12 protein-coding genes and 1 riboswitch are annotated in these 13,703 nt (G+C 43.6%); of the genes, 1 reads left to right on the forward strand and 11 read right to left on the reverse strand.

Features of this window, described 5'->3' with window-relative positions; all coding sequences use genetic code 11:
* Positions 1-131: 131 nt before the first annotated feature.
* The 4 genes from J1C77_RS08770 to J1C77_RS08785 all read right to left on the reverse strand — a co-directional run bounded on the left by J1C77_RS08770 (position 132) and on the right by J1C77_RS08785 (position 5,175).
* Positions 132-743: a glutathione S-transferase family protein gene (locus tag J1C77_RS08770; RefSeq protein ID WP_032912400.1), complete on the reverse strand. Its 612-nt coding sequence runs from the start codon at positions 741-743 to the stop codon at positions 132-134.
* 150 nt (positions 744-893) lie between these two features.
* Positions 894-1,050, reverse strand: a riboswitch (M-box (ykoK) riboswitch).
* A 74-nt stretch (positions 1,051-1,124) separates the two neighbouring features.
* Positions 1,125-2,291 (reverse strand): MalY/PatB family protein, encoded by a 1,167-nt coding sequence (locus tag J1C77_RS08775; protein WP_042762753.1) that lies wholly within the window; start codon positions 2,289-2,291, stop codon positions 1,125-1,127.
* Position 2,292: 1 nt separating this feature from the next.
* Complete coding sequence (locus J1C77_RS08780) at positions 2,293-3,450, reverse strand: cystathionine gamma-synthase (RefSeq protein ID WP_002920604.1); 1,158 nt, start codon at positions 3,448-3,450, stop codon at positions 2,293-2,295.
* 96 nt (positions 3,451-3,546) lie between these two features.
* Positions 3,547-5,175, reverse strand: coding sequence for a putative polysaccharide biosynthesis protein (locus tag J1C77_RS08785; protein ID WP_002920603.1), 1,629 nt, complete (start codon positions 5,173-5,175; stop codon positions 3,547-3,549).
* Positions 5,176-5,261: 86 nt separating this feature from the next.
* Here J1C77_RS08785 and J1C77_RS08790 point away from each other — a divergent pair, with 86 nt between their 5' ends.
* On the forward strand, positions 5,262-6,707 hold the full coding sequence (locus tag J1C77_RS08790) for a UDP-N-acetylmuramoyl-L-alanyl-D-glutamate--L-lysine ligase (RefSeq protein ID WP_002920602.1): 1,446 nt from the start codon (positions 5,262-5,264) through the stop codon (positions 6,705-6,707).
* A gap of 45 nt (positions 6,708-6,752) precedes the next feature.
* Here the strand turns inward: J1C77_RS08790 and J1C77_RS08795 are convergent, their stop codons facing one another.
* From J1C77_RS08795 to J1C77_RS08825, 7 genes are all read right to left on the reverse strand, one after another.
* Complete coding sequence (locus J1C77_RS08795; RefSeq protein ID WP_173361593.1) at positions 6,753-7,511, reverse strand: CPBP family intramembrane glutamic endopeptidase; 759 nt, start codon at positions 7,509-7,511, stop codon at positions 6,753-6,755.
* A gap of 170 nt (positions 7,512-7,681) precedes the next feature.
* Positions 7,682-7,876: a CsbD family protein gene (locus J1C77_RS08800; RefSeq protein ID WP_049548017.1), complete on the reverse strand. Its 195-nt coding sequence runs from the start codon at positions 7,874-7,876 to the stop codon at positions 7,682-7,684.
* Positions 7,877-7,976: 100 nt separating this feature from the next.
* On the reverse strand, positions 7,977-8,630 hold the full coding sequence (locus J1C77_RS08805; RefSeq protein ID WP_002920599.1) for a DUF1803 domain-containing protein: 654 nt from the start codon (positions 8,628-8,630) through the stop codon (positions 7,977-7,979).
* Positions 8,623-9,135 (reverse strand): YiiX/YebB-like N1pC/P60 family cysteine hydrolase, encoded by a 513-nt coding sequence (locus J1C77_RS08810; protein WP_002920598.1) that lies wholly within the window; start codon positions 9,133-9,135, stop codon positions 8,623-8,625. Before J1C77_RS08810 ends, J1C77_RS08805 begins: the two co-directional genes overlap by 8 nt.
* Before the next feature lie 92 nt (positions 9,136-9,227).
* Positions 9,228-10,163 (reverse strand): manganese-dependent inorganic pyrophosphatase, encoded by a 936-nt coding sequence (locus J1C77_RS08815; RefSeq protein ID WP_002920597.1) that lies wholly within the window; start codon positions 10,161-10,163, stop codon positions 9,228-9,230.
* A 138-nt stretch (positions 10,164-10,301) separates the two neighbouring features.
* Positions 10,302-11,111 carry a pyruvate formate-lyase-activating protein gene (gene pflA / locus J1C77_RS08820; RefSeq protein WP_002894645.1) on the reverse strand — a complete coding sequence of 270 codons (810 nt, stop codon included), beginning with the start codon at positions 11,109-11,111 and terminating at the stop codon, positions 10,302-10,304.
* A 245-nt stretch (positions 11,112-11,356) separates the two neighbouring features.
* Positions 11,357-13,606, reverse strand: a complete 2,250-nt coding sequence (locus J1C77_RS08825; protein ID WP_002920593.1) for an endonuclease/exonuclease/phosphatase family protein — start codon at positions 13,604-13,606, stop codon at positions 11,357-11,359.
* Positions 13,607-13,703 lie beyond the last annotated feature (97 nt).

Raw genomic sequence — 13,703 nt, forward strand, 5'->3', positions numbered from 1 at the left:
AATTTTCATACACAGGGACCAATCACTTTATAAGGACAGAACGACACAAATCAGCGATTGGCTGTGTATGTGCGGTTCCGGATAATCGTCAATTTGCATCGCGTGTCTCCTTTCTTAATTTATAAAAACAATTAAAAGTCCCAAGATGCCTGCAAGACGTCAAAAGTGGCATTCATCTTCTGTGTCCAATCTTGCAATTCTGGAAAATTTTCTTTTAAAGAAAATCCAATAACTTCTTCACGTAAATTCCACCAATCTACAAGAGCAACTACTTGGATTGTTGCAATATTTAAAGAGAGCCCCTGCTCAGTAGCCAGTTTCTCTAACAAAGACAAACTCCGTATATTTCTCTCTTCAATTTGCTGATGTCTGTCTTTCCACCAATGTTCTTTTTCATGGAAAAATTTTTCCGCAACAATCGGCATTGTATTTTCCAAAATTCCTTCAGCAATGGACAGTATATTTAAAACATGCCATTTATCCATTCCATTGGGGAAAAGTGAGACTTCCTGACCTAGTTCGTCTAAATATTGAGAAATTAAATCACTACCATATAACCATTCTCCACTGGAAGCTTGAAAAGCAGGAATTCTACCTAAAGGATTATCTTGATTGTGCGGTGAATTTCTATCAAAAGCCACCTGAACTTTCTGAATATCCACTTGCTCCTCTAAATGATGATGTAAAATTGTAACATATACTTTACGCGCAAAAGGACTGGTACTAGAATACCAAAATTTCATCACTATTCCTCCTTCTTTTTTCTTAAGAGGCAGGCCAATCAACTATTTACTCTCTTGAAATATTTTCAGCAAAAAAGAATACCCTGCCAATTTCTCGGCAGGGTTGTTTGCATGTCAGGTTATTCGCTTCATTGTTTTATGCACAGATAAAGCAAGCATTTACCGTTCAAGCTTCAACTCCATAAGGCGATGAAATGAGCTTAGTCTTGACCTTGGCGATCAAGACTGTTGACCAACGAGTAGTGTCTCCACTGCTTTGCGGTAGTCATCCGTATCCTTATGGTAGCCTCACCTACCGATTTTCCACTATTACTATACTCCTCTTTCAAAGGATTGTCAATCATTTTTCTCACTTGAAACAAATTTCAAAAAATTTTTGATTTATTTTGGCAGTACCTCTGCAATACGGGAGCAGATTTCTTCAACCATGGTCTCTGGAGCAGCAACATTTAGGCGGGCATGGCCTTTGCCTTCTTGACCAAAATCACTTCCTCTATTCAGGACGACCTTTGCCTCTTCTCGCAGCAGCTGGAAGAGCTGGTCATCTGTCAGGCCATAATCTGAAAAGTCCAGCCAAATCAGATAGGTCCCTTGAGGCTTCATGACCCGTACGCGAGGTGCTTCCTTGGCAAAATAATCAACCACAAAATTCACATTCTTCTCAAGAACTTCCTTGAGCTCCATCAACCAAGACCAACCGTATCGATAGGCTGCTTCTGTCGCTAAAAATCCAAGACCAGGAATTTCATGCTGGTTATTGGCTAGCTGGCGTTTCTTAAACTGATGTCGTAAGCTTGGATTCTCAATCACTGCATAGGAATTTTTAGTTCCAGCAATATTAAAGGTCTTAGTTGCACTGGCTAAAATCAAGCTAAAGTCCTTAAAGTCAGGCGAAACAGTATTGAAAGACTGATGTTCATGGCCAAACAGCGTCAAGTCTTGGTGGATTTCGTCTGAGACCAGGAGGACGCCGTACTTTTGGCAGAGGCGGCCAATTTTCTCTAACACTTCCCGTTCCCAAACTCGACCTCCGGGATTATGAGGATTACATAAAACATAAATCTTGACTTCATTGTCTGCAATGTCCCGCTCCAACTGCTCAAAGTCAATCTGAAAGAGACCATCCTGCTCTATCAAAGAATTGGTAATAAGCCGACGATTATTGAGCTTGACACTGCGGGCAAAAGGAGGGTACACAGGAGTGTTGATGAGAACGGCATCCCCTTCCTCGCTAAAGGCTTGGATAGCCGTCGAAATAGCAGGAACAACTCCTTCTATAAATACCAAGGCTTCCCGATCAAAGGTATAGTCGTGCTCATCCCGCTCCCAATCTAGAACAGCATTGATTAGCTCTTCACTAGCATAGGTATAGCCATAGACTAACTGATTAGCGTAATCATGAACAGCTTGCTGGATTTCAGGCAGGACTTCAAAATCCATATCTGCAATCCAGGCTGGCAGAACTTCTTTGTCCTTCTCCGCTTCTTTCCATTTATAAGTATGATGCCCTACACGACAGGGGGCTTTTTCAAAATTATATCTTCCCATATTATTCATTCTCCAAGGCTGCACGTAAATCGTCTACCAAATCTCGACTATCCTCAATTCCAATCGACAGGCGCAGCAAATCATCAGTCAAGCCATAAGAATGACGCACTTCCACTGGAATGTCTGCGTGAGTCTGGGTCGTCGGATAGGTAATCAAGCTCTCCACTCCTCCTAAACTTTCCGCAAAGGTAAAGACTTTCAGGCTATTTAAGAGATGAGGAATCTTCCCTTCGTCCACAACTTTAAAGGAAATCATACCACCCTTGCCTGGATAGAGAACTTCTTTTACCGCAGGAGACTGCGTCAGAAAAGCGACTACTTCTTGTGCATTCTGAGTAGAACGTTCCATGCGGAGAGCAAGTGTCTTGAGACCACGCAAAAGCAGATAGCTGTCAAAAGGAGACAGGACTGGCCCAGTTGTGTTGAGGTTATAGAAAAGTTTGTCATAAATAGCAGCATCATTAGTCATGATGGCTCCAGCCAAGACATCATTGTGCCCACCCAGATACTTGGTCGCAGAGTGCAGAACTATATCAGCTCCATCCTCCAGCGGTCTTTGGTAAATAGGACTATAGAAGGTATTGTCCACAATAACAGCTGCTCCTCGCTCATGAGCTGCTTGGGAAATGCGGGCAATGTCAAACTCTACCATAAGAGGATTGGTCGGTGTCTCGATATAGACAATATCTATATCCTCTGTTAGACTATTCAGAAGTTCTTCTTCTGTATTGGCATAGGTAAAGGCAAAGCGCCCTTCTGCTTCAGCCTGAGCAAACCAGCGGAAAGAGCCGCCATAGAGATCCCGAACAGCCAAAACCTTGCTGCCAACTGGAAAGGCACTAAAGGCAAGCACAATAGCCGACATACCAGAGCTAGTCGCTAGAGCATAATTTGCACTTTCGGTAGCAGCCAGAGTCTCTTCCAAGCTAACCCTTGTTGGATTCTTGGTTCGAGTATAGTCATATCCTGTTGACTGGCCAAACTCAGGGTGCTGGTAGGTCGTTGAAAAATGCAGGGGTGTTGTTAAAGCACCGGTTGTTTCATCTTTTTTAACCCCAGCCTGAGCCAGTAGTGTATTTAATTTTATGTCCTTACTCATATTAACCTTCCAATCCTTCGCTAATATTTCACCCTCTATTGTAACATCTTTTGAAAACATTTTTCTTTTTTCTTTTCAAGAGCTAGCTATAGTTTGAAACTATAATGTTAAAGTTTTAGAAAAGCAAAGCTAAAAATTAAAAAGCCTAGTGGCTTTTTAATAGATATGAAAGCGTCGTCGCAGACTAGCCGCTTTTGAACCGATAAAGCGATCCATAAGACGAACTTTGAGTGCCAGTCCGCCATAAACAGCGAGGCCGATACCGCCAATCAGAGCGATATAGACAAAGCTGGAAATCCGACCGCTTGGATGAAGGAAGAGACCGATAAGAAGCTCTGTCACCAAGACAAAGATGGTCATCAGAACTGTCAGAATCACTGACAGGAGACTCCGTTTAAAGAGATTCTTAGGATTCAGACCTGTTACCTTGCGAATTTCCTGATACATGAGCAGGATTGGGATAATCAAGCCAACTGTCGTCGCAAGAAGAGGACCATAAGCTTTAAAAATATAAATCAAGGGTACTTGCAGCACCAACTTGACTCCTACTCCATAGAGGAAATAAATAATAGCTTTTCGATTTTGGAAGAGGGCCTGAATCATCGGAGCCAACACCGTATATAGACTGAGGATAATGGTCTGCAGCATAGCAAAGATGAAAAGTCCCAGTGCTAAGCCATCTGGCTTGCCATAGAAGACAGTATACAGAGGCTCCGCAACCAAAACAGCACCAATAGTTGCTGGCAGGATAAAGAAAATCAGCATGCTGAGATTATCCTGCACCAAGCGTGCAGCCGATCGGAAATCACCTTTGACATAGTTCTCAGTCAAGAGAGGAATCCCGACACCGCCGATAGAGGTAGCCACTGCAATTAAAATCATGGTAATTTTATTAGGATTGGCTGAGAAATAGGCAAACTGAACCAGCAGCTCGGATTTGCTGTACTTGCTAATCCAACCCATGACATGGATAAAGGTAGCTTGGTCAATAATCTGAAAAAGCTGAATGGCAGATCCTGTGATAATGAAAGGAATGGCCTCCCGAATGGTATCCCAGAGCAGGGCACGGCCGTTAATCTCCCCTGCATTAGCAGGCTTATGAAGGATAGAAGTCAGCATACCTGTCTTCCAGAGATAGAAGGCTAAGACAGCCATGCTAGCCAACATGCCGATAAAGGCGGCGAAGGTAGACTGGGTAACCGCTTCTACATAGTTGCCAGAACCGATTTTCATGATGAAAAAGGCTGTCAGCAGCATCCAGATAACCCGAATGACCTGCTCCGCAATCTGACTGATGGCATAAGGCTTGAGATTGTTAAAACCTTGGAAAAAACCTCGGATAACACTCATCGATGGGAATATCAAAACGGCCAGAGACAGACTCTGCATGACTGGAACCAAGTCTGAACCACCGCCTGACATAGAAGCGAAAACTGGTGAGAGCAGGTACATAATCACTGCAAAGACAGCTCCCAAAAGCAGCATAAACTTGAGAAACTCTCGAATGAGAGTAAAGCTATGCTCTTCCTTGTCAATGGTATTGTACTTAGCTACCTGCTTGGCCACTGCCACTGGCACGCCGGCTGTAGAAATCAGTAAAAACCAGGCATAGATATTGTAGCCCATAGTAAAAAGGCCGTTGGCCTCAGCGCCGTGCTTGCCCATCCAGATATACCAAGGAATGATATAGATGGCACCCAGAAGACGACTGATAAAATTGCTGGCAGTTAGCCAGGCAGTTCCCCGCAGCATCTGCTGCTGCTGGCTTGTTGTTTCTTGGCTCATAGAAAACCTCTTCTATTTATTCTTCTTTTATTATAAACTTTTCCTTGCCTCTTGTAAAACCCAGCCATAAGGTTTACAATAGATTTATGATTAAAATTGAAACCGTATTAGATATTTTAAAAGAAGACCATAATTTTCGTGATATTGTCAAAGACGGAGAATACTTCTTCTCTTACAGCGGCTTGACTTTCGATAGTATCAGCTATGACAGCAGGGAAGCGGATGCCTCTACCCTCTTTTTTGTCAAGGGTGAGGCTTTTAAGAAAGAATTTCTAGAAAAAGCCGTCTCAGCTGGCCTGCGCTTTTATATCAGCGAGACAGACTTTCAAGTGGGCATTCCGGTCCTCTTGGTCAACGATGTCAAGCAGGCCATGAGTCTCTTAGCCATGGAATTTTACGGCCATCCGGAGAAGAAACTCAAATTACTTGCCTTTACTGGCACCAAGGGTAAGACAACTACAGCCTATTTTGCCTATCAGATACTTTCCCAAAATCATCGTCCTGCCCTACTCTCGACTATGAATACCACTTTGGATGGTGAGACCTTCTTCAAGTCAACTCTGACAACACCAGAGAGTCTGGATCTTATCAAAATGATGGCCCAAGCCCTTGCTAATGGTCGGACTCATCTCATCATGGAAGTTTCCAGTCAGGCTTATCTCAAGAAACGGGTCTATGGCCTAACCTTTGATGTCGGTGTCTTTCTCAATATCAGCCCCGACCATATCGGTCCAATCGAGCATCCCACCTTTGAAGATTACTTCTACAATAAGCGGCTCTTGATGGACAATAGCCGAGCAGTTATCGTAAATAACGGCATGGATCATTTCCAAATCGTGAAAGAGCAAGTCGCTTCTATGGAACATGATTTCTATGGAGCAGGCTCAAGCAATACCATCATAGATTCTCAGGCTTTCAGCTTTGAAGCTGCTGGTAAATTAGCTGGCCGCTACGATATCCAGCTCATCGGCCGCTTCAATCAGGAAAATGCAGTAGCGGCTGGTCTTGCCTGTCTACGACTGGGTGCTAGCCTCGAAGACATCAAAAAAGGAATTGCCGCAACCCGAGTCCCAGGCCGTATGGAAGTTCTGACTCAGAAAAATGGTGCCAAAATCTTCGTTGATTATGCTCACAATGGCGTCAGCCTGAGCAACCTGCTGTCTGTGGTAGAGGAACACCAGAAGGGTAAGATTATCCTCCTCTTGGGTGCTACCGGCAACAAGGGTGAAAGCCGCCGCAAAGACTTCGGTCTCTTACTCAATCAGCATCCTGAGCTAACCGTTATCTTAACCGCGGATGACCCCAACTATGAAGATCCTCTAGCCATTGCGGAGGAAATCGCATCCTACATCTCCTATCCAGTGGAAAAAATAGCCGACCGTGAAGAAGCCATCAAAAAAGCTCTCAGTCTGACTGAGCGAGAGGGAGATGCCGTCATTCTAGCTGGCAAAGGAGCAGATGCTTACCAAATCGTAGAAGGAGAAAAAGTAACCTATCCAGGGGACTATACCCTTGCTGAAAAGTATTTATAAGAAAAAAGGCGTGGATATCGCCTTTTTATTGTCGTTTTGTAAAAATTAACGCCATTTAATCAGAACGTACATCAAGCTGGAGCCAAACATATCCGCCAAGGCGTGTATGAGAAAGAAAGGCAGGAGGTTCTTGACCTTGTACTTGTAAAGGAAATAGTAAAAGAGACCGTACACCACTCCGATAACCAAGGCCCACAGCATGCCCTGATAGGTGTGGAAAGAAATCCGAATGATAGTAGAGTAGGCCAGCGCCCACCACTTATACTTATCCTTAACAGAGGTCATAAGACCCAGAAAGAAGAATTCTTCATAGAAGCCATTGAGAAGTCCGTAGAGGATGGCCATAGGTGTCAGTTCAGCAAATTTCCGGAAGATTTCCAGAATATCTACATAAGACCAGAGAGTTGGATCAAAGTAATTGTACTCGCCGCTCAGTGTCGTTACAATGTCACCAAAGAACCCTACCACTACAAAAATAAGAGGAGTCCAAAGGAGAACCGACCAGCTCAGACGGATAGGAAGCTGCTTAAAGTCAAAGCGCCGGAGCAATAGATAAAGAATGGTCAAGACCAGCATCAGTAGTTGAAAATTGAAATTGCTAGAAAAAGCCGCTCCTTCAGTGGCTGTATTGGTCACTGTTTCAGTCGCTCCTGTACTGGAAGCTGGTGCAAAGCTAGCTAGATAAAGCTCCGTTGAGCGATAAATAAACTGCCCAAACATGAGCAGGGTAATCACTGCAATATCAAACCACCTCAGCTCTTTCAAAGGCTTTGAGGGGCGTAGGTGTGTCAATCGTTTCATCATCTTTCCTTTCATGATCTGTAAATTTATATCAACATTTCGGGTGCTTTTTTATATTTCTATCTTAGCATGAAAAGCTTAAATTTTTATTATTTACAATTTTATAAAACTTTTTTATTGCTGCTATTGGAAACAAAAAAGAGAGTTAAATTTTAACTCTCTTCTCGCTATTCTTATTTATCCAAGCTGTTTTTGATACCTTCAACGGCACCTTCTACAGCTTCTTTAGCATCTTCAGCAACTTCTTTGGCTTTGGCAACTGTTTTTTCTACAAAGCCTTCTGCTTCTGTCTTGTTATCTCCTGTAACTTTGCCCACGCCTTCTTTAACAGCACCCTTAGCTTCATCGAATTTATTTTCTAGTGACATATGATTGCCTCCGTTCTTTTTTACGGTTTCTGATACCGTTTACAGTAGTATATGTTTTTTCTTTCCAAAGGTCAAATATTCTGCTCATTCTATGGGAAGGTCAGTCCAGCTGGAAAGTCAATCTCTCCTTATCAAAGCTGGCCTGTAACTCATACTTGCCTGCTTCGTTTTGCCGGATATAGCCCAAGATTACTAGGCTATCGACAAAAATGTCCCGCCGCTTCTGCATGAGCTCATCCTTGCGGACATACTTGAGAAGAAAGGTCGTCATATACTTGAGTGCATACTCTGGATTGACATCGCCCAAGACAGCATAGAGGGGCTTTTGTGCCTCAGACAGGGAATACTGGCGCTGCATCTTGTAAAAATAATTTGCCAAGGTCAGCTTATCCCGCAGAAAATCTGTCTCTTCCAGCAAAACAGCCGCATTGGTCTGATTGGAAAGCTGAGTCTCAAAGCGTAGCTCCAACAATTCCTGATAGAGCGGACTATCATCACGGATAAAGATTTCCTGATCCAAACGCAAATCATCCAAACTTTCCAAAAGAGGTAGCGTCAGGTAATATCGCTTGTTCTCCCGCTTGATGTAGCCAGCCTTGATAAACTCCTCTATCGAGCGGTCAATACTAGCCACGCCCTCAAATGAGCTCTTAATCTCCCGCAGAATCACTGCCTCATGCCGATCCAAATAATCAATCAGCTCCTGAAAAAAAGGCTGGCGCGTCAAACGACTGGGATTGATGATTTTAATCATGAAGTTCTCCTTTGTAGATGAGTTTTCTTGACTGAGCCAACTGGCTAGGATTCGTCCCAGGCTGACCTAGGGGAACCACTAAGCCCAAGTCCCGATAATATTCCTGCCAAAAATCAGAAATCAGATTTTCCTCATCGCCAAACTGCATGGGAATCGTATCAAAAACCGGCAAAATCTCCGCAATATACTCCGAACAGTAAAAACCATCGGACTGCGGATAGAAGCTGAAATTGTATGGCTTTCCTAGATGTAATTTGGCCCTTTTAAAGACTGCTTCTGCTTCAATAGCTGGATAGCAGTACACGTCATAAACATCCTCATCTTGTAAAAAATCAGACAAATCTTGATTGACAACACCATTCTCATGGGTTGCATGATAAATCTCACCATTAAAAAAGATGGCCACGTGGCTATATGAACCAGTTGCTGACCGAATGGCTGCTGCAATTTCTGAAGATCCGACTGTAAAAATCAAATCTCCGTCTTGTAAATCTTGAATCTTCATTTCTCTCGCCTATCAAAAAAGGAGCCGAGACTCCTTTTTAAGTATGAGGGGAATAGCCCTCATCTAGTAACTTATTTAACCAAATAAGCTCTTTAAGCATTAAAGCTTTCTGTCAGTTGAGGCACCACTTGCTTCTTACGAGAAACAGCGCCTGCTAGGAAAGCATGGTTGTTTTCAAGAACAAAGTTAAAGGCTGCTTCGACCTTGTCCATATTGCTTCCGATAGCCAAAATTTCTGAGTTTGAGTTGATAATGTCTGTAATCATCAAGACAAAGTCAGAGTAACCATTATCAGCGATTGCTTTTTCAATAGCCGCTTCGATTTCTGCTTGACGCTCCAAAACTTCAGCAATATCAACTGTGTTGACCTGTGCCACACGGACATTGTTTCCGTTGAGCTCAAATGTTTTCGCATCGATGTCAATCAATTCTTCTGCAGACTTGCTAGCCAAGTTTGTACCTGCCTTAAGCATTGCCAAACCATACTCTTCCAAGTTGACACCAGCCAGCTCAGCCAATTCTGGTGCAATGACCTTGTCAGTTGGATGAGTTGTTGGTGACTTAAGCAAGAGAGTATCAGAGATCAAACCAGACAGCATCAATCCTGCAATTTCTTTTGGAACTGCTACACCTTGCTCCTTGAACATACGATAAACAATAGAGGAAGCTGAACCAACTGGCTCCAAGCGCATGTAAAGTGGACTAGCTGTTTCAAAGTTAGCAACACGGTGGTGGTCCACCACGCCATAAACTTCAACTTCAGCGATATCTGCCACAGACTGCTGGAATTCATTATGGTCTGTCAGGATGACTTGCTCAGCCCCTTCTGCCTTGGCAGATGTAATCACGCGCGGTGCAGCCACGCCAAAGTAATCCAATACAAAGGCTGTTTCTTCATTAGGCTCACCCAGAGCAACAGCTTCTGTATCCAAGCCATAAGCTTCACGAGCCAAGTAAGCAAAAGCGTAAGATGAACCAATGGCATCTGAATCAGGATTTTGGTGACCGAAAACTAAAATTTTAGACATGATAAACCTCTTCTTTTATATAAACTTATTGCATTTATTTTACCACAATTACAGGCATTTCACAAAAGCAGAAGGACATTTTCTGAAGAAAAATGGACTGGTCAACCCACCAGCCCATTTATTCATACTCAAAGTAGATTAGCTATTATGCACCCGATTCATATACTCTGTATAAGATTCAGTCTGCATGAGCTCCTTGGCATTCTTGACCCGATCAGCTGTTGGAGGCTTAACCCCTTCCAGCTTGTAAGGGATGCCCAGCTCCCGCCATTTGAATTCACCCATGGTATGGTAAGGGAGGATTTCAAACTTATCAACATTCTTCAGCGTCTTTACAAATTTACCTAGCTCAATCAGGTCATCATCACGGTCGGTCAATCCCGGCACCAAGACATGACGGATCCAGACTGGTTTTCCAATGTCAGACAGGTACTTGGCACAAGCCAAGATATTCTTGTTGGTCTGGCTGGTCACAATTTTGTGCTGTTCTTCGTTAATCTCCTTGATATCAAGCAGGACTAGGTCGGTGACTGCCATAAGCTTATCAAATTTTTTCAGATAGCGAGGCGTATTTCTGAAGGGTAGGGCACAGGTATCCAATGTACAGTGGATGCCCAGCTCCTTAGCCTTGGTAAAGAAGGCAATCAGAAAATCAATCTGCAACAAGGCTTCTCCTCCGCTGACGGTAATGCCGCCTTTGTTGCCCCAGAAACCCTTATAACGAAGAGCTTCTTGTAAAACATCATCCACTGTCCGCAGCTGAGATTTGTTGGTCTCCATCTCCCATGTGTCCGGATTATGGCAATACTGGCAGCGCATATGGCAGCCCTGCAAAAAAACAATAAAACGGATACCCGGTCCATCAACAGCTCCAAAACTTTCGGTGGAGTGGACCATGCCCGTTACCTTTCCATAATCAACTGCTTCTTCAATTTTCTCTTCAACCATCGTGCAACCTCTTAACTCTGAAAACGTTTTATAACTAACTACATTATAACATGATTAAAGCAAAAATAGACTTAATTTGCCTATTTTTTAGAAAACAAACTGTTTTTCAGTTTCATTTTCAGTGTTTTACAACAGATGAAACTTTAGGCCGAAAGCTGATTAAGATCTGCTATTATATAATAGTAAATAAAAATCAGGGCAGATTCTCTATTCCACCCTGATTTCACTTTTTAAATTGATTTTAGTTAATTTCTGCTTCTCTTTTTGAGAGTAAAAGCAAACATCAGCAAGGTCAATCCCAAGACTGCCCAGCTACTGGTATTTTGGCCGGTCTGCGGGAGTCCCTTCTTCTTGCTGCCAGCAGTCTGACCTTGTCCAGTTTGATTGGACGATGGAGAATTGGTCTGAGACGGGGCTCCTTGATCTGCTGCTACAGAAGATTGTCCAGTTGATTGAGACGGCTGGGAGCTGTCTGATGTTGAAGCTGCAACATCCTTAGAAAAGTCCAGCTGAACCACTACTGGATCATGGTCTGAAGCTCTGCCATGTTCCTCCATGAAAGAGGCATTAATATGGACAGGCGCAAAGACTGCCTTGCCTGCCAGGTTCTTCGAAATGAAAATGTTGTCCAAACTTTGGTTGCTGCCGCGGTAGAAGTAGGAATAACGGTCAGCCGCATCATGCTCCTGCATGAGATTAATCAGTTCATTGCCCGCCAGTGCTTTAGCTGTTTCGGAAAATTCAAAATCATTGAAATCTCCAGTCAGTACAAACTTAAGGTTAGGATTTTGTCTCAGCCCTTCTTGAACAAAGCTATTTAAAATTTTAGCCTGCTCTATCCGAGCAGCCTGCGTATGCTGAACTGCTGGCTGAGCGGAGCCATAAACGGCATCATCCCCAATCTTGGACTTCAAATGATTGGCGATAACGACGATATGCTGTCCCTTGAATTCAAACTCAGCTGCCAAGGATTTACGAACCTTTGTAAAGGCTGGATTTGTTGGAGCAATCCGGGCAGGATTCTTAACCAGATGACCACCGGAGAAGCTAGCCGCTTCGTCACTCGTACCGGCTTCTTTTTCGACTAACTTCACCCGATTTGGATCGTAGAGAAAGGCCACACGGATATTAGAGCCGGGCTTGCCGCCATCTTGACCGTCAAGTGGGGCAACTTCGGTGTACTTATAAGTTTTTCCGCCCAATTCTTTGATGCGGCTCGCTAGTTTCTCACCGCTTTTGACACCACTGGTCGTTCCGTCATTGACACTGCCATTCTCATCTTGAACCTCGATGAGCGTGATGATATCTGGACTATGGATTTCATTGATGAAGGAATTAGCGATTCTAGTCACTTTTTCCTCAGGCGTTTCACCTTTTTTAGCATTAGCAGAAAAATTCTCGATATTGTAGGAAGCAATAGTCAGCTTGTCTTCGCTTGGATAGATAGGAGAGACCTGTCTCTGCAAGCCCCCGTCCACCAAATCAGGCAGCTGAGTCGGCTCCAACTTGTAAATCTTCCCACGATAGGTCACGACTCCGACCACATCTCCATTGAAATAATCCTTGGCCTTGGCAATGAATTTATTGCCAACATAGACTGGAATGGTTGCTGTATTTTGAGCGTTTGGACGAAGATTGAGACCTCCGATATTGTTTAGCGGTAAGGCTTGGTAGCCTTCCGGCAAGAGATAAATATCTCCACGGTACTGCGGGCCTAAAACGCGGGGACTCTTCACCGTCGTCAACATTCCTTCCAAACTTTCCCAGTAGTCCAACGCTTCACTTTGAGGCTGATAATTATTAATATCGTTATCGACCGTATCCTGAGGCATATTAGCCGCGATGTCTACTGGAGCAGGTAGGTCAGCTTTCCCTTCCTTGGTCACCTTGGAAGCGACAAGCATGGTGACTGTCAAACTACCACTGGGCTTGTTAAAAGTCTGTCCCTGACGAACGCTGAGCTCTTCCATATAACCTTCTTTGACGCGTCCTTCAAGACTAAGTTTGTCTCCGACATCAACTTTTTCTTTAGAAACAACATAAAGAGCATCAGAAGTCCTGCTATTTCCATCAGGAGTCAGGTCTTGAACATAAAAACCATAGCGGTCTGTTTTCGTCACAACTACATTGGAAACTTGAACCTCTTTGTCCTCATAGGGAGAGGTTTGTGATTCTCCCTGAATGGTTCCCACATTGGGCACAACTTCAGGTCCGCTAGCCGCGGCTTGTGCTGCAGCTGGGGCTTGGTCTGCCTTTTCCACTGCCTCTGTAGAAGCTGCCTTTGACTCTCCCGATTCTGCAGATGAACTCTCTGCTTGACTGGCAACCGACTCATCGCTTACAGTCGGATTCTCTGTGAGAGCTGCCGCATCTGAAGTCGACGAACTTACCGCTTCTTCTGCTCCGACCGGTTGGCCAGAAAAAAGCAGGGACAGAAAAGCAGCTAGCAAGACCACTGTAGGAAAAAGCTGCTTGTAAGAAACTTGTTTTTTCATGAACTTCTCCTTTTCTGTATAAATGTATATTATCCTATTTAATTTTTATTATAAAGAAAAGAATCAAATTTTGCAAAGGCTTTCTTAAAATTCTGTA

This window comes from Streptococcus sanguinis (assembly GCF_050223295.1).
Lineage (GTDB): Bacteria > Bacillota > Bacilli > Lactobacillales > Streptococcaceae > Streptococcus > Streptococcus sanguinis_X.